The organism is Alcanivorax sp. DG881 (genome assembly GCF_000155615.1).
Classification (GTDB): Bacteria; Pseudomonadota; Gammaproteobacteria; order Pseudomonadales; family Alcanivoracaceae; genus Alcanivorax.
Genome location: NZ_DS989915.1, coordinates 28,234 through 49,873, shown reverse-complemented (window position 1 = coordinate 49,873; position 21,640 = coordinate 28,234). Strand labels below are relative to the sequence as shown.

Annotated in this window: 19 protein-coding genes; 3 read left to right on the top strand and 16 right to left on the bottom strand. The window is 58.8% G+C overall.

Annotated elements, in window-relative coordinates:
- The first annotated feature begins 5 nt into the window (after positions 1 to 5).
- Positions 6 to 3,485 (top strand): transcription-repair coupling factor, encoded by a 3,480-nt coding sequence (gene mfd, locus ADG881_RS00195; protein ID WP_007149410.1) that lies wholly within the window; start codon positions 6 to 8, stop codon positions 3,483 to 3,485.
- A 158-nt stretch (positions 3,486 to 3,643) separates the two neighbouring features.
- Positions 3,644 to 4,240 (top strand): peptidoglycan binding protein CsiV, encoded by a 597-nt coding sequence (locus ADG881_RS00190; RefSeq protein ID WP_007150955.1) that lies wholly within the window; start codon positions 3,644 to 3,646, stop codon positions 4,238 to 4,240.
- Between the two features lie 5 nt (positions 4,241 to 4,245).
- On the opposite strand, the gene ADG881_RS00185 is transcribed toward ADG881_RS00190, so the two are convergent.
- Both ADG881_RS00185 and ADG881_RS00180 read right to left on the bottom strand, forming a co-directional pair.
- Positions 4,246 to 5,967, bottom strand: a complete 1,722-nt coding sequence (locus ADG881_RS00185; RefSeq protein ID WP_007148798.1) for an alpha/beta hydrolase — start codon at positions 5,965 to 5,967, stop codon at positions 4,246 to 4,248.
- A 149-nt stretch (positions 5,968 to 6,116) separates the two neighbouring features.
- Positions 6,117 to 7,034: an oxidoreductase gene (locus ADG881_RS00180; protein WP_007148681.1), complete on the bottom strand. Its 918-nt coding sequence runs from the start codon at positions 7,032 to 7,034 to the stop codon at positions 6,117 to 6,119.
- A 425-nt stretch (positions 7,035 to 7,459) separates the two neighbouring features.
- On the opposite strand from ADG881_RS00180, the gene ADG881_RS00175 reads away from it, so the two are divergent.
- Complete coding sequence (locus ADG881_RS00175) at positions 7,460 to 7,876, top strand: thioesterase family protein (RefSeq protein WP_007148830.1); 417 nt, start codon at positions 7,460 to 7,462, stop codon at positions 7,874 to 7,876.
- Positions 7,877 to 7,900: 24 nt separating this feature from the next.
- On the opposite strand, the gene ADG881_RS00170 is transcribed toward ADG881_RS00175, so the two are convergent.
- From ADG881_RS00170 to ADG881_RS00105, 14 genes are all read right to left on the bottom strand, one after another.
- Positions 7,901 to 9,613, bottom strand: a complete 1,713-nt coding sequence (locus ADG881_RS00170) for an alpha/beta hydrolase (protein ID WP_232211659.1) — start codon at positions 9,611 to 9,613, stop codon at positions 7,901 to 7,903.
- A gap of 116 nt (positions 9,614 to 9,729) precedes the next feature.
- Positions 9,730 to 10,935 carry an NAD(P)/FAD-dependent oxidoreductase gene (locus ADG881_RS00165; RefSeq protein ID WP_007149639.1) on the bottom strand — a complete coding sequence of 402 codons (1,206 nt, stop codon included), beginning with the start codon at positions 10,933 to 10,935 and terminating at the stop codon, positions 9,730 to 9,732.
- A 103-nt stretch (positions 10,936 to 11,038) separates the two neighbouring features.
- Positions 11,039 to 11,305 carry a hypothetical protein gene (locus ADG881_RS00160; RefSeq protein ID WP_155134549.1) on the bottom strand — a complete coding sequence of 89 codons (267 nt, stop codon included), beginning with the start codon at positions 11,303 to 11,305 and terminating at the stop codon, positions 11,039 to 11,041.
- 298 nt (positions 11,306 to 11,603) lie between these two features.
- Positions 11,604 to 12,572, bottom strand: a complete 969-nt coding sequence (gene cysK, locus ADG881_RS00155; RefSeq protein ID WP_007149098.1) for a cysteine synthase A — start codon at positions 12,570 to 12,572, stop codon at positions 11,604 to 11,606.
- Between the two features lie 39 nt (positions 12,573 to 12,611).
- On the bottom strand, positions 12,612 to 13,637 hold the full coding sequence (locus ADG881_RS00150; RefSeq protein WP_007149580.1) for a CNNM domain-containing protein: 1,026 nt from the start codon (positions 13,635 to 13,637) through the stop codon (positions 12,612 to 12,614).
- 57 nt (positions 13,638 to 13,694) lie between these two features.
- Positions 13,695 to 14,438 carry an S-methyl-5'-thioinosine phosphorylase gene (locus tag ADG881_RS00145; protein WP_007148750.1) on the bottom strand — a complete coding sequence of 248 codons (744 nt, stop codon included), beginning with the start codon at positions 14,436 to 14,438 and terminating at the stop codon, positions 13,695 to 13,697.
- A complete protein-coding gene (locus ADG881_RS00140; RefSeq protein ID WP_007149652.1) occupies positions 14,438 to 15,010 on the bottom strand; it encodes a hypoxanthine-guanine phosphoribosyltransferase in 573 nt (190 codons plus the stop codon). The genes ADG881_RS00145 and ADG881_RS00140 overlap by 1 nt, the downstream gene beginning before the upstream one ends.
- Positions 14,997 to 16,154: a mechanosensitive ion channel family protein gene (locus tag ADG881_RS00135; RefSeq protein WP_007150993.1), complete on the bottom strand. Its 1,158-nt coding sequence runs from the start codon at positions 16,152 to 16,154 to the stop codon at positions 14,997 to 14,999. The genes ADG881_RS00140 and ADG881_RS00135 overlap by 14 nt, the downstream gene beginning before the upstream one ends.
- A 41-nt stretch (positions 16,155 to 16,195) precedes the next feature.
- Positions 16,196 to 17,242 carry a beta-N-acetylhexosaminidase gene (nagZ, locus tag ADG881_RS00130; RefSeq protein WP_007150126.1) on the bottom strand — a complete coding sequence of 349 codons (1,047 nt, stop codon included), beginning with the start codon at positions 17,240 to 17,242 and terminating at the stop codon, positions 16,196 to 16,198.
- Positions 17,242 to 17,712, bottom strand: coding sequence for a L,D-transpeptidase (locus tag ADG881_RS00125; RefSeq protein WP_007150839.1), 471 nt, complete (start codon positions 17,710 to 17,712; stop codon positions 17,242 to 17,244). The genes nagZ and ADG881_RS00125 overlap by 1 nt, the downstream gene beginning before the upstream one ends.
- A 94-nt stretch (positions 17,713 to 17,806) precedes the next feature.
- Complete coding sequence (locus ADG881_RS00120) at positions 17,807 to 18,463, bottom strand: TetR/AcrR family transcriptional regulator (protein WP_007148573.1); 657 nt, start codon at positions 18,461 to 18,463, stop codon at positions 17,807 to 17,809.
- A gap of 208 nt (positions 18,464 to 18,671) precedes the next feature.
- Positions 18,672 to 19,919 carry a hypothetical protein gene (locus ADG881_RS00115; protein WP_232211748.1) on the bottom strand — a complete coding sequence of 416 codons (1,248 nt, stop codon included), beginning with the start codon at positions 19,917 to 19,919 and terminating at the stop codon, positions 18,672 to 18,674.
- Positions 19,920 to 19,972: 53 nt separating this feature from the next.
- Positions 19,973 to 20,764: an outer membrane lipoprotein-sorting protein gene (locus tag ADG881_RS00110; RefSeq protein ID WP_007150055.1), complete on the bottom strand. Its 792-nt coding sequence runs from the start codon at positions 20,762 to 20,764 to the stop codon at positions 19,973 to 19,975.
- Between the two features lie 274 nt (positions 20,765 to 21,038).
- The gene (locus ADG881_RS00105; protein WP_039925810.1) at positions 21,039 to 21,569 is read right to left on the bottom strand and encodes a hypothetical protein; all 531 of its coding nucleotides are present in this window, start codon (positions 21,567 to 21,569) and stop codon (positions 21,039 to 21,041) included.
- Between the last annotated feature and the right edge of the window lie 71 nt (positions 21,570 to 21,640).

The window sequence follows — 21,640 nt, the reverse complement described above, 5'->3', positions numbered from 1 at the left end:
TCTCGATGAAGCTACTCCCCGACAGCAACCTCTTTCCCAGCGGGCGAGAGCACTACAAAGACTGGGCCGGACTCAATGCCGGCAGCATGGCCGCAGTACTGGCCGAGCTGGCCCGCAGCGAAGACCACCTGTTCGTGATCCTGGCGCCCAACAGCAGCCGCGCCCAGCAGCTCACCGACTCCCTGAGCTTCTATCTGGCCGGCAGCGACACGCCGGTGATGCTGTTCCCGGACTGGGAAACCCTGCCCTACGACCTGTTCAGCCCCCACCAGGACATCATCAGCGACCGCATTCAGGTGCTGCACCAGTTGCCCACCACCCACAAGGGCATTCTGGTGGTGCCGGTCAATACGCTGATGCAGCGCCTGGCGCCGCCGATCCACATCACCGGCAACAGCTTCCTGCTCAAGGTGGGCGATCGTTTCGACATGGAAGCCACCCGCAGCCGGCTGGTCGCCAGCGGCTACCGACAGCGGGACAACGTGTACGAGCACGGCGAGTTTGCCGTGCGCGGGGCGATCATGGATATCTACCCCATGGGCGCCGAGCAGCCATTCCGTATCGAACTGTTCGACGATGAAATCGAATCCCTGCGCCTGTTTGAAGCGGAAAGCCAGCGCTCCACCGGCAAAGTGGACGACATCACCCTGCTGCCTGCGGCGGAATTCCCTCTCAGCGCCGAAGGCATCGCCCGCTTCCGCAGCAACTTCCGCGATACCTTTGACGTGGATACCCGTCACGTTCCTCTCTATCAAGACGTAACGGACGGCCTGGCAGCCCCCGGCCTGGAATATTATCTGCCGCTGTTTTTCGAACAAATGGCCACCCTGTTCGATTACCTGCCCGACGATGTGCGGCTGGTAGAACTGGCCGACTGCCAGAACGCCACCGAACACTTCTGGCAGGATGTGGAACAACGCCACGAATCCCGCCGCCACGATATTCACCGCCCGATTCTGGCTCCCTGGCAATTGTTCCTGCGCCCGGACGAACTGAACGCGGCCCTGAAACAGCACCCGCGCGCGCGCCAGGCCCCTAGCGATGCGCCCAGCGTGGACCAGGCCATTCACTTTGATGTGGCGCCCATGCCCGCGCTCACCGCCGATGTACGCGCCAATAATCCGCTTGCCCTGCTGCATACGTTTTCCGACGCGCACCCGGACACCCACATCCTGATCTGTGCGGAAACCGCCGGGCGCCGGGAAGCGCTGCTGGAACTGATGCAGAAAATTCAGATCCAGCCGGCCATGAAAGACAACTGGCCAGACTTCATCGCCAACCCGGCGCGCTGGAGCCTGACCCGAGGGGAGCTGGACGCCGGTTTCTATGCCCCGGAACACGCCTTGTTAGTGGTCACCGAAAACGACCTGTACGGCGAACGGGTGCTGCAACGTCGGCGCCGTAAATCCAGCAGCGACGATGGCGCCGCCGAACAGGCATTCCGCTCGTTGGGGGAAATGACCGTGGGCTCCCCGGTGGTCCATCTGGAGCACGGCGTGGGCCGCTATCTCGGCCTCACCCACATGGAAGTGCACCGCCAGCAACACGAATTCCTGCTACTGGAATATGCTGGCGGCGACAAACTCTATGTGCCGGTCTCCTCCCTGCATCTGATCAGCCGTTACGGTGGCGGCGACACCGCGCCACTGAACCGCCTGGGCACCGAGCAATGGACCAAGGCCCGCCAGAAAGCCGCGGAAAAAATCCATGACGTGGCCGCCGAACTGCTTAACACCTATGCCCGCCGCGAGGCTCGCGAAGGCCGCCAGTTCGATGTGGACCTGAATGACTACGATCGCTTCAGCGCCGCCTTTCCCTTCGAGGAGACCCCGGACCAGCAGGCCGCCATTGCGTCTGTGGTCGCCGACATGCAATCCAGCCAGCCCATGGATCGGCTGGTCTGCGGTGACGTGGGCTTCGGCAAAACCGAGGTGGCCATGCGCGCCGCCTTCGTGGCCGTGGAAAACCAGACCCAGGTGGCGGTACTGGTACCCACCACCCTGCTCGCTCAACAGCATTACGAATCCTTCACTGACCGTTTCGCCGACTGGCCCGTAAACATCGAAGTGCTGTCGCGCTTTCGCAGCGCCAAGGAAAAGACCCAGGTGTTGCAACGGCTCAAGGAAGGCAAAGTGGATATTCTGGTGGGCACCCACCAGCTGCTCCAGGAAACCGTGGCCTTCGACAATCTGGGCCTGATTATTGTCGACGAAGAACACCGCTTCGGGGTGCGCCACAAGGAACGCCTGAAACAGATGCGCGCCGAGTGTGACATTCTCACCCTCACCGCCACCCCGATTCCGCGTACCCTGAACATGGCCATGAGCGGCATGCGTGATATTTCCATCATCGCCACACCGCCGCAAAAACGCCTGTCGGTGAAGACCTTTGTGCAGCAGCACAACGATACTGCGATCAAGGAAGCGCTGCTGCGTGAACTATTGCGCGGCGGGCAGGTGTATTACCTGCACAACGATATCGACACCATGGAGAAAACCGCAGCGGACATCCGCAAGCTGGTCCCTGATGCCCGCGTTGGCATTGCCCACGGGCAGATGCGCGAACGGGAACTGGAAGCGGTGATGAGTGACTTTTATCACCGTCGTTTCAACGTGCTGGTAAGCACCACCATCATCGAAACCGGCATTGATGTGCCCAGCGCCAACACCATCATCATCGATCGCGCCGACAAGCTCGGCCTGGCCCAGCTTCACCAGCTTCGTGGCCGGGTGGGTCGCAGCCACCACCAGGCCTACGCCTACCTTATTACCCCCAGCCCCAAGGTCATGACCAAGGACGCCATCAAACGGCTGGAAGCCATCGAGCAAGCCACCGACCTGGGCGCCGGCTTTATGCTCGCCAGCCAGGACATGGAAATCCGCGGCGCCGGTGAACTGCTCGGTGAAGAGCAGCACGGCAACATCGAAACCATCGGTTTCAGCCTCTATATGGAAATGCTGGAGCAAGCTGTGGAAGCACTGAAACGCGGCGAGCAACCGGATGTGGAAAAACCCCTCAGCGGCGGCCCGGAACTGAACCTGCGTATTCCCGCACTGATCCCGGAAGACTACCTGCCCGATGTGTTCGGCCGCCTCACGCTCTACAAGCGCATCGCTGGCTGTAAAACCCGTGCGGGACTGAAAGAACTGCAAGTGGAAATGATCGACCGCTTTGGCCTGCTGCCGGAGCCGGTGAAAAACCTGTTCGCCGTGACCGAACTACGCCAGCAGGCAGAGCGGCTGGGCATTATTCGCCTGGACGCCCACGCCACCGGCGGCAAGCTGGAATTCGGTGAGCGCACCCCGGTGGACCCGCTCACCATCGTCAAGCTGGTCCAGTCCGGCCCCAACCGCTTCAAGCTGGAAGGCGCCAACGCCCTGCGTTTTGTGGAAGACAGCGAAACCCCGGAAGAACGTATTCAAGTGGTGCAGGAACTGCTCACGCGCCTCGCGGCCCAAAGTATCCAGACAGGCGCCGCAGGCTGAATACCCCTTCAGCCTGCGTGTCTGAGAGCGGGTCAAACCGCACTCTTGTCACAAAAACCGTGCCGATCGCCCCATCGCCCGTGAGCAATCCAGGCTGATTGGGGTATAGTCGGCCCCAAAATCAACGCCTGGTCGGCAGGCGGCACAAGGAGTGTTCAATGCATCGCGCTTTACTGTTGGTTGTTCTGGTTCTGTTGGGCAACACCGCTATCGCACAAAGATGGTACAAAGTGGAAGTGCTGGTGTTTGCTCAAAACAATGCCAGCAGTGAAGAAATCTGGGCGGCCGGCCTGCAGCCTCACTATGCCTCACAGGCCGTGCCCATTGGCCAGCCAGAAACCAGTGAAGTGGCCGACCCGGATGCCGTTGCCCGGGGCGCCTGGCAACCGCTGTCCCAGGATGACGAAGTGCTTCGCTATATGCTGGAACGCATGGAAGGCACCGGTGACTACCGCGAGCTGTATCATGCCGCCTGGGAGCAACCCATCGGCAGCAAGGCGGAAACCTTGCCGGTCTATGTGCGTGGCGGGCAAACACTGCCCACCGAAGACGGCGAAATACCGGAACTGGAAGGCACCCTGCAGTTCAGCAAATCCCGCTATCTCCATGTAACACCACAGATCTGGTTTAACACGGAAAGTAACGGCGAGCGCCTGTACGTGGATATCGACGAAAAACGCCGCCTGGCGGGCCATCAGGTGTACTATTTCGACCATGCCCTGTTCGGCATGCTGGTTCGCGTTACGCGGGCCTGAACACGTCAGGCCGATGCTGGAGCATCCAGTTCCAGCAGCTCGGTCAAGAAATCCTGCCACAGATCGTAGACCATAAAGTGCCCCTGTTCGGGGAAACTACGAAACTGCACGTTCGGTAAATCTGCGGCAAGGTGGCGCGCGCCCTCAATGGAAATAATGCCATCGGTTTCACCGTGCCACTGCAGGATCGGTACGGTAATCTGCTTGAGATCCACCCCCAGGGGTTTGAGATGGTTCAGGTACTCTTCCATCATGATGCGTGCCCCCTGGAAATGGCCTCGGCGAGTCCGCTTGATGGTCCGCGCCAGCAAATCAGGATTGTTGAACACCGCTTGGTCCGACGCTGACATGCCCCGCGCCAGCATCTTGTAGAAGCGTTCCGGGGCCTTCTGTACCCCACGCACCCCCAGCCGTCCTACCAACATGAACAGGCGAGGATCGCGGCGGGAAATCTGCAGGCTCATCCGGTGAATGGGCTCCAGCTTGTCCAGCTCAAGATGCTCGCCCGCCAGCGTCGTGCCCAGCAGGCCTAACCGATCGAACAGGTCCGGATAGTCCGCCGCGGCACACAGTGCATAAGGGCCACCGCCACAATACGCCGCCATGGGCGGTTTTCGGATATGCAGGTGTTCACACAACGCCCGGATATCCCGGCCAAGATCCTTGAACTGGTAATTCGGCTTATAGGTGGAAATGCCATAACCGGGCCGGACGATCAGAATCATTCGCAGGCCGCGCTCACGGTACCAGTCTTCAAACACGGTATGATCAGGCATCGAGGCGCCCTGATTCTCCAGCGTCAGTACCGGCCTGCCCTTGGGATCACCGTATTCGTACCAGCTCAACACTCGCCCATCAGCAAGGGTCAGGGTGTATTCTTCGTCGTCATCCTGCAGTCGGGGCAAACGGGCAGCCTGTACCAGCGCATGTCCCATGGCATGGCTGACCAACTGCACCTGGCTGGTGGCGCTGAGCTTTCCCATGACCGATTTCAGCTGGCTACGGGCAGTGCTGATCTTGATGTTCAGCAATTGCGCACTCTGTTGGAGATTCCCAACCTTGCAGAGTAGATGTAGCAGCCGGGATTCTGCTTCGGTGATATTGAAAACCGAACGCAACATTTCTGGCGATGGCGTCACCACACTGTGCCCCGCCAGCACCCAGACGATGGTGCGCACCTGGGCGATCGCCCCGGGCGCATCCGATTTTTGCACCGGCAGGCACAACAGTGAGATACCGTCCTGGGGTGAGGTGAGCAGCTGCGTGTCTCGCCCTTCCGCGAGCCGGTTTACCCGCTCAAGAGCCTGTTTCAGCTCCCTGTCTGCGATGCTCAAGGTACCGTTTACGCGCAGCTGGACGGGGCCCTCGGCCAGTACCTGCTGCGCCACCGGATTGGATTCCAGCACCTGCAATTGCTCACCCAGCATCAGCATGGGCCAGGGCATCTGGTTGTACATGGCATTGAGCACATTGGTGCGGTCTTCCAGCGCATGCATGTACGAGCTGGAGCGTACCGCTCGCTCAAGGTGCGCTATCAGGCCTTCCACTTCTGCACTACGCGGTGCCGGGCCAGGCACCAGGGCCGATTCTGCCGTGCTCTTTTTGCCGGGCGAGCCATCTTCCGACTCCGTCCAGCCGGCAATGGTATCCAGCAACTCGACCCAGTCCCCCGGGGATAGCGCGGTTTCATAGATCTTGCCGATCAACGCATCATTGTCGTTTTTCAAAGCCGTTCCCGATTCCGTTAGCCATGAAATAGCATAGGCAGGGACCTGCGAAGCGGCAACCGGAAGGAGATGAAAAGGGAATCCTGAAGCCTGGGAGGGACAGGGCCACCCCCACATAGCGGCTCATAACGGCTTATGCCGCGCGCTCTTCAATGCCCCTGTGTATTCAGGTAGCGAACCCCCGTGAGCCGTTCGGACTCGTCCCATAACCGTTGCGCCAGGCCTTCGTTATCCGTGATTTTTCGGGCAAAGGCCGGTGCAGGGTAGCCCCGCAGCTCGAGAATTTTTCCATCCGGGCCGTAATAACCTCCGGAGACCACCTCATCACTGGTGGCCGCCATCACCCCCGGCAGGCAGCCCATCTCGGCTGGCTGGGCCATAACCTTGTTGAACAGACCGCCGCCGGGGATGGTGTCCTGCAGATGGGTCGCCGAATAGCCGGGATGGGCTGCCATAACCTGAATGTTTGAGCCGCGTTTGCGCAAGCGGCGGTGCAGATCCTTGGCAAAAATCAGGTTGGCCAGCTTGCTCTGGCAATAGAAAGGCCAGCGGGAATAACGCTTCTCCGCATTGAGATTCCCCCACATGATCTTTCCGCTACGGTGCGCCAGGCTGGAGATCTGGACGATGCGCGGGGCCGGCGCCGCTTCCAGCAGATCCAGCAAGGGGCCGGTAAGCGCGAAGTGCCCGAGATGATTGGTACCAAACTGTATTTCAAAGCCATCTTGGGTGCGCTGTAGCGGCGGCGCCATCAAGCCCGCGTTGTTGAGCAGAATATCCAGCTTGCTGATACGCTCTTTCAGCGCCACAACAAACGCCTTTACCGATGCCAGATCGGCCAGATCCAGCGGCATGACAATCAACCTGGCATCCGGAGTCTGCTCTCTGACCTGCTCCACCGCCGCTTCCGCCTTGGCCGTGTTTCGGCATGCCAGGATCACCTCTGCGCCGTTGGCGGCAAACAGCTTCACCGCTTCCAGGCCAATACCACTGTTGGCACCGGTGACCAGTATGGTCTTGCCGGTAAGGTCAGGAATATGCGCTGGGCGCCAGCTGGATTTGGCCATGGATCCTCCTTGGATAATGGATAGTCGGCACTATTGTTCGCCGCAGCCAGAACGGTAGCACGCTCCCGTTGAGCCAATTAGTCAGATCGCTGCCAGGCAACCGCTGGACGCCGGATGCCCGACGACGGACGCTTGCCTTCAAAACCTGAAACCCTTGGCCTCCATGCTCTCTGCGCATAATGCATGCCCCGATTATTGCCTGAATGATGGCCCAGGCAATCCCTAAAACACCCCTCAAAAGAGATTCCGCAATAACGACAACCTCTAAGGCTATGGGGTTTTACGTCAGGCATCCGGCGTCGAGCGTTTGGCAAAGTGCCGGGTATTCGCGATAAATCCTTCAGACGGCGAAAAGCGAGCCATTCACTCTAATCCACGAATAACCTAAAATTAGCGCCCTCCCCACTCCACCGGAGCTTCTTCCCATGGCGCGCGTCAAACTCGATTTGCCCGAGCAGTTTCTCTATACCCATACCATCAACGTGCGCATGACCGACCTGAATACCGGCAAACATGTGGGCAATGATCAGATGATTTCGCTGCTTTCCGAAGCTCGCTACCGATTCTTCTGCGATATCGATTACAGCCAGGAGCGCATTGTGGTGACCGACCTGGTAGCCAGCTATCGTGCAGAAAGCTTTGCGCAGGACGATTTGCAGTTTGAAGTGGGGCTGATGGATTTCAACAAGTACGGGGCAGACCTGATTTTTCGGGTAACCAAACAGCCCAGTGGGCAACTGGTGGTCTTGGCCAAGCAGGGCTTCGTGTTTTTTGATCACCAAAATCACGGCGTGATGCCCGTACCCGAGGACTTCAAGGCAAAGTTCCCCGGTATTGCCTAAGCACCTGACCCGCCCCGCAGGCGGTTACCCGTTTTCCGTAGCCGCCGGCAATTCCAGCAACTCGCTGAGAAAATCCTCCCAAACGGCATAAATCATGAAGCGCCCCATTCCTGCAAAGCTTCGGAATTTCACACCGGGGATCTCGGACGCCAAACCGCGGGCGCTGCCAATAGAAATAATGCGGTCATCTTCACCGTGCCAGTGAATCACAGGAATGGTGATGTCACCCAGATCCACTTTCCAGGGAAACTGCAGACGCAGGTATTCATCGATAAGGATCTTTGCCCCCTGAAAATGGCTCCGCCGCATACACTTGATCAACCGACTCAGTAAATCCGGATTGCCGAGAACGTCCTGATCGTGCTGACAGAGAGACTTGGCCAGTTTGGCAAAATACTTTTCCGGTGCATGTTGCACGCCGCGTAACCCGAGCCTGCCCATCAACACAAACAGACGCGGGTCTCGACGAAAAAGCTGCAGGAACATTTTGTGCAAGCGGTCCAGCTTATCCAGTTCGAAGTGCTCGATGGGAACCGTGCTGGCAAGAATACCCAGCCGCTCAAAAATTTCTGGATTTGTAGCCGCTGCGCACAGGGCATAGGGACCACCACCACAATACGCGGCCATTGGCGGGCGCTGAATTTTCAGGTGCTGACAGAGGGCCAGAATATCGTCAGCAAAATCCCGAAATTCAAAGTTCTTCTTGTAGGTAGAAATGCCATATCCGGGGCGCACGATCATGATCATGCGCAAACCTTTTTCCCGGTACCAGCCATCAAAAAACGTATGGTCGGGCACCGCAGCCCCCAGGTTATCCAGCGTCAGTACCGGGCGCCCATTCGGATCGCCATACTCGTACCAGCTGAGTACCCGGCCGTCGGGTAACGTCAGTGTAAATTCACGCTCAGTCTGCACCTGCGGCAACCGGGCGGCTTGCACCAGGGCATGCCCCATGGCCTGGCTGACCAATTGCACCTGGCTGCTGGCGTTAAGTTTGCTCATGGTGGACTTGAGCTGAGTACGCGCCGTGTGCACGCTGATATTGAGTAGCTCGGCACTCTGATTCAGATTGCCGACTTTGCACAGCAGGTGCAGCAGCCGGGATTCTGCATGGGTAATGTGAAAGACGGAACGAAGCATCTCTGGCGAGGGTGTCACCATACTCTGTCCGGCCAATACCCAGACAATGGTTCGTACCTGAGAAATACTGCCCGGCGCATCGGATTTTTTCACTGGCAGGCAGAGCAAGGAAACCGAGTCTTGCTGGGAGTTGAGAAGCTGCGTTTCCCGCCCCGCTTCCAGTGAAATCACCCGCTTCAGCGACTGGCGCAGCTCCCGGTCACTGAATTGCAAAGAGCGGTCCGGCAGGATCTCCAGTGGGCCGCTGGACAACGCCTGTTCCGCCACCGGGTTGCATTCGAGCACCCCCATTCGCTCATCGAGCATCAGCATGGGCCAGGGCATCTGGTTATACATGTCGTTGAGGATACGGGTGCGATCCTCAAGCGCATGCATGTACGCACTGCTACGCACGGCACGATCCAGATGATTGATCAGCACTTCGACTTCGGCAGGGGTTCTGCGGCTATCAATATCGGTGCTCACCGAGCCCGACGGTGGGCCTGAGGGAACATCTGTCCAGCTGGTAATGGTATCGACCAGATCCACCCAGTCGCCGGGGGAAAGTGCGGTTTCGTAAATCTGCCCGATTAGCTCATCATTATCCGTGTCACTCACCACCACCCCACCTGCCCGCGCACCGCTTATTAACCTTCATCATAGAAAGGGGGTATCAGGGGGGCAAGCTTTAAGGCCACCGTTCACTGCATCCAATCGCCCACCAGAGCAGCGCTTTACAACGCCAACCCCGTGCACCAGCCATTGGCCCACGCCCACTGGAAATTGAAGCCTCCCAGTTGTCCGGTCACATCCAGCACTTCGCCAATAAAATGCAGCCCGGGGACCGTTTTGACTTCAAAGGTTTTTGAGGAAATGGCATCGGTGTCCACCCCGCCCAGGGTCACTTCCGCCGTGCGATACCCTTCGGTGCCAGAGGGTTTGAACGCCCAGCCTTTCAAGGTCGCAGCCACACTGGCCAGCCGTTCATTGCTGAACTGCTGGAGATTGCCTTGCCAGCCGAATTGCTCGGCCAGTGCAGCCGCCAGCCGCTGGGAGAAGTACTGGCGTAACCATCGTTCCAGGCCACGGTTGGGATGTGCCCGGCGCTCTTCCACCAGTTGCTCGAACAGATCTGCCACCTGGGGCAACCAATCCACGATCACCGGCTGGCCCGGCGTCCAGAAGCTGGAGACCTGCAACATGGCAGGCCCGGACAGGCCACGATGGGTAATCAACATGGGCTCGGCGAAGGACGCCGCTGAGGTTTGCGCCACCACATCGGTGCTGATGCCTGACAGGGCAGCCAGCCAGGCCTTGTCATCAGGCTGCAGGGTAAACGGTACCAGGCCGGCACGGGTGGGCAGAACCTTTAACCCGAATTGTTCCGCCAGTTGGTAGCCAAAACCGGTGGCCCCCATGGTGGGAATCGACAGGCCGCCGCAGGCCACCACCAGCTTCGCACACTGGACGGTCCCCGCACTGGTACTCAGCGAAAAGCCCGATTCCGTTTGGCTGACGCGTCGAATATCGGTCTTCAGGCGGATCTCGGCTCCGGCCCACTCACATTCCGTCAGCAGCATACCGAGAATGTCTTTGGCCGAATCCGCGCAGAACAGCTGCCCGGGCGCTTTTTCCACGTGCTCAATACCATGGCGCTCCACCAGTTCCAGGAAATGCCAGGGGGTGTAACGTTTGAGAGCCGATTTGCAGAAATGCGGGTTGGCGGAGACAAAATGTTCCGGTGTGGTATTCAGGTTGGTGAAATTGCAACGCCCGCCGCCGGACATAAGGATCTTCTTGCCGGCCTTGTTGGCATGGTCCAGCACCAGCACCCGATGGCCCTGGTAGGCCGCCGTGGCCGCACACATCAGCCCGGCTGCGCCGGCACCGATAACCACCACATCGACCTGGGTTGTGCCTGCCCCTGCTTTATCTGACATGAAACCACCAGCCTGAATCCGGCCGGCAAGGATAACGGGGATGCACCGCTAGTGCCATCGGTGCCGCTCGGACGGCGGGCCGGCTTACGGCCCAAACCGGTGATTACTGAATAACGGAAATTTCGGCGGTGGTGCCGTAATGTTCGCTGGTCGCCTTGATCGCGGCAGCGCCATTGGCCACCTGAATGTCGTTGCGATAGCGGCCGCTGCTCATGACCTGCTCGCCCGGCACTACGCGGGTACCTTGCGGCGCATCATTCTGCACAATAGGAAGTTGTTCCTGCCGATCACTGCTGCTGATGTCATCTTCTTCAAAGTAACAACCACTGAGCAATGTGGCACCGCAGAGCATGACTGCGAGGTATTTCATGGTGTTCCCCCAATAGCCCGCCTGAAGGCGGAAACTGCCCGTGTACGGGCTTATCATGCAGTTATACCCTGCCCGCCGCTGACAGTACAGCGCTCAGCCCGGACAGCCCACAGGGGGCAACCCAAACTGCACACCACATTCTACTCTCGAATCGCTACTGGCCACCTCGGTAAGGAGTCCAAAACATGTCGTAGGTCGGCTTAGCCTGAAAGGCGTAAGCCGACATAAACCGGGCGGCGAATATTGACAGTCGGCTTACGCCTTCGCCCAAGCCGACCTACAAACTGACCTCGACGGACTACTGGCCGAGCTCCTGTTCAGTGAAGGTATCGGCAAACAAGGGGGAGCTGAGGTAACGTTCGCCGGAATCCGGCAGCACCACCACAATGGTCTTACCGGCAAATTCCGGCTGCTGGCTGAGACGATCCGCTACACACATGGCCGCCCCACAGGAAATACCCGCCAGAATGCCTTCTTCCTGCATCAACTTGTGGGCCCACTCCATGGCCTCTTCGTTGCTGACCTGCTCCGCCCGGTCCACCACTGACATATCCAGGTTCTTCGGCACAAAGCCGGCGCCAATGCCCTGAATTTTGTGGGGACCATGGGTCGGCTCTTCGCCTTTCAGGGCGGCGGAGATCATGGTGGAAGAATCCGGTTCCACCGCCACCGCCGTGATGGCCTTGCCCTGGCTGTTCTTGATGTAACGGGCCACGCCGGTGATAGTGCCGCCAGTGCCAACCCCGCTCACCAGTACATCGATGTCACCACCGGTGGCTTCCCAGATTTCCGGACCGGTGGTCTTCTCGTGGATCGCCGGGTTCGCCGGGTTGTTGAACTGTTGCAGCATCAGGTGGCTGTCCGGGTTTTCCTGCACCAGCTCTTCTGCCCTGGCGATAGCCCCGGGCATGCCTTTCGCGCCGGGCGTCAGCACCAGTTTGGCACCCAGCGCCTTGAGGATCTTGCGACGCTCCAAGCTCATGGAATCCGGCATGGTCAGCACCAGATCGTAGCCCCGGGCCGCAGCCACATAGGCCAACGCGATGCCGGTGTTACCACTAGTGGGCTCCACCAACGTCATACCCGGCTTCAGTTTGCCGCTCTTCTCTGCGTCCCAGATCATGGACGCGCCGATCCGGCACTTCACACTGCCCGCCGGGTTACGGGATTCGATCTTGGCGAGAATATTGCCCTGAGTGATGCGATTGATCTTCACCAGGGGGGTATTACCGATGGTTTCGCTATTGTCTTGGTAAATGCCGGTCATAATGCTCTCCTCCATTCTCGGCGCGCGTTGCGCGATGCCTTACTGTGGTTTGTCCTGCTTTTTCAGCCGCCGATTCCAGCGTTGGCGCGCATACAGGCGCAGGTCGGCCACGTTATCGGTTTCATCCATGATTTCACGGCCCAGGATGCTTTCCAGAATATCTTCCAGGGTGATCAGGCCCACCCAGGTGCCGTGGTCATCATAAACCACCGCCATATGCTGACGTTGGGTCAACATGGCGCTAAACAAGTCTTCGATATTGAGCGTGGTATGCACCATGGACACTTCGCGGGCCAACGCCTGCATGGTCTGGTCCGGGCCACTATCCAGCAAATCGGATTTATGGATATAGCCTTTCGCTTCACCACTGGCGCTCATCACCGGGTAACGGGAAAACGGCTGCCCCTTCTCCCGCTCCTTGAACGCGCTCACGGTCAGACCCGGCTCTACTACCCGGCAGACCGTGCTCGGGGTCATGATGGTGCCGACCCGGATATCATGCAGGCGCAAAATATTGTGAATCACCCGGTGCTCATCGTCATCCAGCGCGCCCTGATCCTCGCCCATGTCCGCCAGGGCCCGGATTTCCGCCCGTACATCCACATCATGTTCGTTGCCACCAATGCGGCTGGTAATCAGCTTGGACAGCCAGACAAACGGTAACAGCGACACCATGATGACCTTGAGCGTGGGCGGCAGCATGGTGGCCAGTGAACGCCAGTATTTCGCACCGATGGTTTTGGGAATGATCTCGGAGAACACCAGAATCGCCAGCGTCATGATGCCCGACGCCGCCCCCAGCCAGGCCTCCCCGAACACCACGGCCACCTGGGCACCAACACCGGTAGCGCCAACGGTATGCGCCACCGTGTTAAGGGTCAGAATCGCTGACAGGGGCTTATCGATATCGTCCTTGAACCCGCGCAGGCTTTTATACAGCTTCGGGTTAGTGTCGCGCAGACCAGCAATAAAGCTGGGCGTAATGGATAGCAGTGCCGCTTCCAGTACGGAGCACACAAAGGAAAAACCGATGGAAATGGTGGCGAATATAATCAGCAACGTCACCGATGCATGCTCCTTATGCCAGCAAGCAACCTGACAAGCAGGCTGCCTGAATAGGGGTTATGACGGCGAATAATGTCGAGCAAAGTCCGCCAGCAGTTGACGCACATTGGCCATCCCATCGTGGATGACTGCTTCGATTTCCGCCATGGTAATTTCATGGGTGGACTTGCCGGCGGCCGGATTGACCACCAGGGACAGCATGGCGTAAGGCAACGACAGCTCCCGGGCCAGCACCGCTTCAGGCATACCGGTCATGCCGACGATATCGCAGCCATCGCGCTCCAGGCGGGCAATTTCAGCGGCGGTTTCCAGCCGGGGACCCTGTGTTGCACCGTAGCAACCGCCATCATTCCAGCTCAGTTCTGCCGCCGCCAGGCGGGCTTTCAGGGCATTGCGCAATGTCACATCAAACGGCCAGCTGAAATCCACATGCACCAGCGGCTCATCCAGATCATCGAACAGGGTCATGGCCCGGCCATAGGTGTAATCAATAATCTGATCCGGCAGCACCAGTGCCCCGGTGGACGCCTGGGCGGTAATGCCGCCCACCGCATTGGCCGCCACAATCGCCGTGGCCCCCGCCTCTTTCAGGGCCACCAGATTGGCGCGGTAATTCACCTGATGGGGCAGCAACACATGCGGATCACCATGGCGGGCCAGGAACAGCACCCGCTGGCCATCCAGCTCCCCTTCCAGCACCGGTGCGGAAGGTGCACCAAACCGGGTTTCCACCGTGTGGGTATCGATGATGCGCAAGTTATCCATGCGCGTGAGGCCGGTGCCACCAATAAAGGCCAACATCAGAGGTCGCTCTCTCTTACCGCATAAATACCCGGCGCATTACGCCAGAATCCCTTGTAATCCATGCCCATGCCGAACAGGTAATAATCGTCTGCTTCCAGCGCGGTGAAGTCGGCTTTCAGGCCCGGCCTGGCCTTGCGGTCGTGCTGCTTGTCCACCAACACACAGGTTTTCACCGACGCCGCGCCCTGGGCTTTGCAAGCTTCAATGATCGACAACAACGTGGACCCCACATCCAGAATGTCGTCCACGATGACCACGTGGCGCCCTTCCAGGGTGGCATTGGGGGTTACGATCCATTCCACATCGCCACCGCTGGTCGCGCCCAGATAACGGCTGGCGTGGAGGTAATCCATCTCCAGGGGAAAATCCAGACGCTTGACCAGTTCCGCCGCGAAGATCATGCCGCCATTCATGATGGTGACGAACACCGGCACCTTGCCGGAACAGGCCTCGGTCACTTCGAAAGCCAGCTTGGCGATGGCTTCCTGTACCTGATCGGAGGAATGCAGTTCGATGGCGTTGCGCCGAACCCTCATCAATTCCTGTTGCAATTCATCAGCGCTGGACATGCTGTGCGTCCTCCGGGTTGTTGTCTTCCAGGCCCGTGGCCGGGCCATCATCATTCTGGCTGACCAGATGCAGGGTGCGCGTGGGGAACGCAAACTCGGCACCATGCTCATGGACAATGTTCATGATTTTCATCAACACGTCCTGCTTGATCTCATGGTACTGCACCCATTGGGTGGTTTTGGTGAACGTATAGATAAAGAACTCCAGGTGAGAGGCCCCATAACTATCGAAGTTCACGATCAGGGTACGGTTTTCCGTTTCCAGGTCTTCATGCTCAATCAGCATGGTGCGCACGTCAGCAACAATGCCGGGCATCTTCTGCCAGTCATCATAGCGAATGCCGATTTTTTCATTGATACGGCGGTTGTACATCCGCGACGGGTTTTCCAGCACGATGGAGGTAAACATGGCATTGGGAATATACAGGGGGCGCTGATCAAAGGTGCGGATGCGGGTCAGGCGCCAGCCGATATCTTCCACGCTCCCTTCGATAGAGCGATCCGGTGAACGCACCCAATCCCCGACCCGAAACGGCTTGTCCAGATAGACCATCATGCCGCCAAAGAAATTGGCCAGCAGATCCTTGGCCGCAAAGGCCACCGCCATGCCGCCAATACCACCAAAGGCCAGCACCCCGGAAATGCTGTAGCCCAGTGTCTGCAAAATGATCAGCAGAGAGGTAATAATCACCGATACCCGTAACAGCTTGGCAACCGCAGCGGCCGTGGACCGATCCATCGGCTTGCGCATGCGCCCCGGATCAATCAGGTTTTTTTCTGTATAGGAAACAAACCGGTTCAGGAACATGGCGATAATGATGATAAAGGCGATACGACGCACCTGGGGCACTAACTCAAACAGGGCGTTTTCCTCAGCGGACACCGCCTGCAACAGCTCCATGGACACGGACAAGCCAATCACCCAGAACACCAGACGAACCGGGATACGCGCGGCCTCCAGCAAGGCGTCATCCCACAGGGTTTCGGTTTTTCCAATCAACCGCTCTGCCACATCGATGCTACGCATCAGAATAAAATTGATGGAGACAGTACACAGCACAATGATAAAAAGCTGAGTCAGCCAGATATCCATTGGTGTCTCGACTGTTGGCCACTGCAGCAATTGATTCCAGTCCCAGTTCATTAATGTCTTCCTTCGCTTTTACTGTTCAGTGAGAGTCTGTTTTAGGTTGCCGCCTGCTCGCGCAATGCAGCGGCCAGCTCAGTGGCAATGGCCCGGCGCTCCGGCACCATGGGCAAGCGTGGCCGGGCACGCAGCCCTGCTGCCGGCACCTGGCCCTGAAACCGGTTCGTCCCCAGGAAGTCCAGTACCTGCTCCGCCCCTTCACGGCAATTGCAGGCCAGCACCATGTCACAACCGGCATCCAGCGCCGCCTGCGCCCGTTGCGGATAACCTCCCACACCGTGGGCACCCGCCATGGACAGGTCATCGGAAAAAATGACGCCCCGGAAACCCAGCCGCTCACGCAGCTGCGTTTGCAACCAATAACGGGAAAAACCAGCGGTCTGCTGCTCCACCGCGCTATAGATCACATGGGCGGGCATGATGCCGTCCAGTTTAGGCGCCAACGCCATGAAGGGGCGCATATCCGCCGCTTCCAGGTCCGCCAGCGGACGCGGATCTACCGGTAATTCAAGGTGCGAGTCGGCAACCACATGGCCATGCCCGGGAAAATGCTTTCCCGTGGCCGCCATGCCAGCGGCGCTCATCCCATCAATAAAGGCGCCAGCCAGGGCGATCATGGCATCTGCGTCACCATGGAAACTGCGATCACCAATCACCGAGCTGTTGCCGTAGTCCAGATCCAGCACCGGCGCGAAACTGATATCGATATCCAGCTCGGTCAGCTCCGATGCCATCAACTCGCCCAGCAGCGCCGCTTCGCGCACCGCCTCTGTGGGAGACTGGTCATAACGCTGCCCCAGCGCCGCCATGGGTGGCAGGCGGACAAAGCCGTCGCGGAAGCGTTGCACTCGCCCGCCTTCCTGATCCACAGCGATCAGCATGTCCGGGCGTACGGCACGGACCTGGCGCACCAGTTCGGCCAGCTGTTCGCGGTTGGCATAATTACGGGTAAACAGAATCAGACCACCGGCACCGGGGTGTGCCAGCATGTCTTTTTCCGTGGCGCTGACCTCAAGCCCTTCCAGGTCGAGCATTAATAACGGGGAGGCGGATGCAGACATGGCAACCTTGTAGGCAGAAGACATTAATCGGTGATCGTTACCCGGGTACCCACCGGCACCTGGTCAAACAAACGGATCACCGCATCATTTCGCATCCGGATGCAGCCGTGGGAGGCAGGTGTGCCCATTGACTCACTGTCCGGTGTGCCGTGAATATAAATAAAGCGCCGAAAACTATCCACGTCAGCGCCCAGATTCTGTCCTGGTTCCAGACCGCCAAGCCAAAGAATGCGACTCAGCACCCAGTCACGCTCGGGAAAGCGGGCGCCCAGCTCGGCGTCGAACACTTCACCGGAAAACTTGCGCCCCAGCAGCACCGCCCCTGGCGGTAGCCCGGCACCGAAACGGGCCCTGACCACATGGGCACCTCGAGGCGTGGCGCCGCTGCCCATGGCTTCGCCGGCACCGTTAGCGGCGGAAGAAATCGCAAAGCGCTCGGTCCGCGTGCCACGCAGCTCCAGCCATTGTTCAGACAAGTTGATAATCAATTCCATGGGGATAGTTTCAAGTTGAAAGTGCGAAGTTGCAACGCGAACCCTTACCACATCAGCGAGTCAGCCAACCGGCCAGCCTCACGCGTTGCCGCCTTTACTTGCCCGTATGCAACGGCTGATCCGGCACTTCTGCCTGAATGCCACCGACCAGAAACGGCAGCAAGCGTTTGGTGATATCCGCCGTGCTGGCGTCCATGTTGAAATCGGCCTTGCTGATGCTTTGCAGCGATTGCATGCCCGACAGGGTGAAAATGACTGCCCCGAGGCTGAACTGCACCCGCCAGAACAGTTCCATGGGCGGCACATCCGGTACGGCCTGCTGCAGATGGCGCTGCAAACGGGCAAAGACCGCGCTGTAGTGCTGGTGGAGATATTCGCGCAAATGGCTCTGTGGCTGACTGTACGCCTGCCCGGAAAGGCGGAAGAAGATGGCAGCTCGCTGGGGGTCCTCGGGATGTGTGCCCAGCGCCAGGCGGAACACAATCCCCAGCACATTTTCGGGGGTATCGGGAATGCCGGAGGCTTCCATTTCATCAAGCTTGGCGTCCAGCGCCAGGCTGAACGGCGTCAGGAAGCGCTCGAAGACGGCCTGAATCAAGGCTTCCTTGGAACCGAAATGGTAATTCACCGCTGCCAGGTTCACCCCGGCCTTGCTGGTAATGGCACGCAGACTGGTTTCCGCGAAGCCCTTCTGGGCAAACAATACCTCTGCGGTATCAAGAATCCGGTCTACTGTCCCCGCCTGTGCCATACCCTGCCCTGTGTGTTCAAAACATACGTTTCAAACATACGTTTGGCTGATAGGAGGGTCAAGAAGGAAAGCGCCCTCACGGATAAGAGTGCACAACCGGTTTCGGTCCGTTTGATTGGCTTATCGCGAATAGCTCGCACTGCGCCGGATGCTCAACGCCGGTGCCTGACGTGAAACCGGGCATCCGGCGTCCAGCGGCAGGGACCCGCTAGAAGTAATACACCAATTCCGCCTGGATAAAGTCAGAACGACTGATCGGCCCCAGCCCAGGGTTGGTATTCACATTGCGCAGGGCATCCCGGTACAGTTGCGAGGCGCTTTGCGGCTTCCCGGTATCGGTATAAAAGCGGGCCTCCAGGCTGGCTTTCAGGCTGTTCCCGAAACGACGGCTGGACTCGAGGCTGATCGCTTTTTCCTCGTCCTCGGTGTCATAGATGATGCCGGCGAGTATCTCGGTGGAAGCTACGTCGTTGAAGGTAAACCGGGTGCCCAGCAACACATCACTGGCCAGAGGAGACGCCAGACTGTCATCCCGGTCTTCCCAGATGTACTCCACAATCCAGCCCAGATCCGTGGCCGTATCGAGCAGCCCGACCTGGGTATATTCAAAACCGCCATCCACGGCATTAAAGCGCTCGCCCTGCCCGGATCGGCTGATCGCCTCCAGCTTCCATAGCCAACCGCTATTCAGGTATTGCAGCTCCAGCCCGGTCTGGTCGATGACGTTGTACAGCGGGATAAATTCCGGATCACTGCCCGATGGCAATTGCCCGGTGGCGATCAGTGCCTGCAGCTCAGCCAGCGTCAGCGAATCCGGAATCAGTAGCGGGTCGCGGCTGGTACCGGAAAAATGCGACAGGGCCAGCTCCAGCCCGTTGTCGAAGTACTGCTGGTAGCGGATGGCAAAATCCACACGCTGGTTTTCTTTCGAGGATTCGTACTGCGCGTTATCGGATACCGGCAAAGGTGTACGTGGACGCCCCTCTTCACCCGCGTAGGTACGCTCACGGAAACCGGGCAGCACGAACACATCGACGATCCCCCAGTCCCGGACCGTGGACAGGTTAATCATGGGCTGGCCGAGTTTTTCCTCGCCATCCACCTGATCCACCTGATCGGTCTGGTTGATGATATCCACCAGGTGGCGCCCTTCGGTGACGCCCCAGAACACCTTGCGAATACCCACCCGGGATTCCCAGCCATTGCCCACATGAATCCAGGACAACTCACGGATGTCCCAGTGAGTGCGCTCTGTATCGTGTTCATCCACCCGGGCATAGGGGATAAAGGTGAACAGGTCATCACGGTTATTCCACTCATGGAAAACTTCCGGCTTGATATAGCCGGAACCATTGGTGGAATAATCCGCCTGGGGATAGGGAGAGTCCTGGGTAAAATAACGCCCTTCCAGCGCCACTTCACCGCGAAATTCCCACGCAGAGGAGACGAGTGGCACTGCCAACAGCAATGCCGTAGCCAACCCGTTTTTCATATTCTTGGCGGAAGAAATCAACGAGCGCGCTTCAGGCTGTTTTTGTTGAAGTCTGACTCACTCAGCCCCGTGTCATAGCGGTAGTTGCTCCAGAACAGGTCCGTGGATTTGCCTGTCTGGTGGTTAACCATGGACATCTTGGCGGGCTGCCAGAACTTGTCTTGATACTGTGAAAAGTCACTGGCCGTTAGCGTCTTGAGCAGGCTTTTCTTGCGGTCGTAGTAGTCCACTTTCCAGGTGCGGTATTCCTGCTGGTCGATCCAGGAAACTTGCCGGGTGTAGCCGGAGTCCTCATCTTGCGGGTAGCGCTCGACCACAAAACAGGTCAGTTCGCCGCAGGGTTCATCGCGCAGATACTTGTAGGTGTACTTCTCCACCTCCTGGCCGCGCATGTCTTCAAAACTGAATTCACTGCCCATGAAAGGACCGGACTTGTTCCGTGAGGCAATGGTCTTCACCCGGCGCAACGCGGGCAGGTACAGCCATTGGTCGTCGTCGCGGGTCTTGTAGCTGAACGTAAGCATGGCGGTGCCGCGCACGTCACGGGGGGTATCGAAGATGGTCAGGCTCTTGTCACCCTCTTCCTCACCGGTGCCTTCCAGCGTCTTCACGCGCAGCTCCCGGTCCGAGGTCTGGCCACTCTTGCTGATCAGCACCATCTTCATGTCGGCCTGAAAGTCCCCAAAGCCCTCGCCACGGCTATCCGCCTCCCGGGCGATCTCCAGGCCTTTTTCTTCCGGGGTCTGGGCCAATACGGCAGGTGCGGCCAGGGCCATTAACAAAGCGGCGGGCAGTAAACGGGCGTTCATCGCATTCCTCACGGTGTACATGTCTGGGGCTGCGCCGGCAAAGCGGGCAACAGCATGTTTACCATGATAGCGATCCAGACAAAAACGGCGATGCCCAAAGAGGCCAAAAGATAGTTGAAAGTGGATAGTCGACAGCTACGCGACGATGCTTCTGGTTTCCAACGTAAGAGGCCGCACCCGTTTTCCGGGCGCGGCCTCTTACGTTGAGCGAATGAAAGTGCTCAGCCACGCACTGCCAACAGTCCACTATCAACTGTCACCTGACCTTTGACCTTCACCACTCTTCCAGGTAGCCCATGCAATGCTCCACCAGCTCCCCAACCCGGGTCACACTGTCGGCAAGGCGCTGGAGATCCCCTTCTGCCAAAGGCGCGTAGCGGTCTTCGGCCATCAGGTTGAGGGCATTCTCTTCGCTGGGTGGCGCCGGGCGGCGGGCCAGGCCTGCGGCGCCCAGTGCGGTCTGCATTTCCCCGTCCAGCCAGGCAATCAGATCCCCGCGGTCGGCACGAGCGCGGGCCAGAATAGCGATCTCTGGCGCTTCAACGCCAGCATCCCGAAAGGCCTGCTCCAGCGCCGCCAGGCTGAACAAGGTGTCCGCACCGTCTACCTGAAAGGTCTTGCCGGATTGTCGCGCCAGCCCCACCAGCACCGAATACAGATGAAACACCACCGCCCCGCGTAGCGCCAGGCGCACGGTGGGCGAGGCCTCGGCCTGCTCGTGGGTCAGTTGGCGTAACAGGGCATTGGCAAAGTAAATCCGCTCGCGCAAACCGCTTACGGTGTTGTCTCGAACCATTCTGGACATAAAACACTCCGCTGCACGCACCACGCGACACGCAGGCTATCGCCTGCATGCGTGAAGCGTGATGCTTGCTG

Bases quoted from the DNA above. Each gene is read 5' to 3' on its own strand.
- ADG881_RS00125 (WP_007150839.1), bottom strand. From the start codon at position 17,712: ATGGAATTGATTATCAACTTGTCTGAACAATGGCTGGAGCTGCGTGGC.
- nagZ (WP_007150126.1), bottom strand. From the start codon at position 17,242: ATGTCTTCTGCCTACAAGGTTGCCATGTCTGCATCCGCCTCCCCGTTA.
- ADG881_RS00120 (WP_007148573.1), bottom strand. From the start codon at position 18,463: ATGGCACAGGCGGGGACAGTAGACCGGATTCTTGATACCGCAGAGGTA.
- mfd (WP_007149410.1), top strand. From the start codon at position 6: ATGAAGCTACTCCCCGACAGCAACCTCTTTCCCAGCGGGCGAGAGCAC.
- ADG881_RS00110 (WP_007150055.1), bottom strand. From the start codon at position 20,764: ATGAACGCCCGTTTACTGCCCGCCGCTTTGTTAATGGCCCTGGCCGCA.
- ADG881_RS00140 (WP_007149652.1), bottom strand. From the start codon at position 15,010: ATGTCCAGCGCTGATGAATTGCAACAGGAATTGATGAGGGTTCGGCGC.
- ADG881_RS00145 (WP_007148750.1), bottom strand. From the start codon at position 14,438: ATGTTGGCCTTTATTGGTGGCACCGGCCTCACGCGCATGGATAACTTG.
- ADG881_RS00165 (WP_007149639.1), bottom strand. From the start codon at position 10,935: ATGTCAGATAAAGCAGGGGCAGGCACAACCCAGGTCGATGTGGTGGTT.
- ADG881_RS00105 (WP_039925810.1), bottom strand. From the start codon at position 21,569: ATGTCCAGAATGGTTCGAGACAACACCGTAAGCGGTTTGCGCGAGCGG.
- ADG881_RS00180 (WP_007148681.1), bottom strand. From the start codon at position 7,034: ATGGCCAAATCCAGCTGGCGCCCAGCGCATATTCCTGACCTTACCGGC.
- ADG881_RS00175 (WP_007148830.1), top strand. From the start codon at position 7,460: ATGGCGCGCGTCAAACTCGATTTGCCCGAGCAGTTTCTCTATACCCAT.
- ADG881_RS00160 (WP_155134549.1), bottom strand. From the start codon at position 11,305: ATGAAATACCTCGCAGTCATGCTCTGCGGTGCCACATTGCTCAGTGGT.
- ADG881_RS00135 (WP_007150993.1), bottom strand. From the start codon at position 16,154: ATGAACTGGGACTGGAATCAATTGCTGCAGTGGCCAACAGTCGAGACA.
- cysK (WP_007149098.1), bottom strand. From the start codon at position 12,572: ATGACCGGCATTTACCAAGACAATAGCGAAACCATCGGTAATACCCCC.
- ADG881_RS00190 (WP_007150955.1), top strand. From the start codon at position 3,644: ATGCATCGCGCTTTACTGTTGGTTGTTCTGGTTCTGTTGGGCAACACC.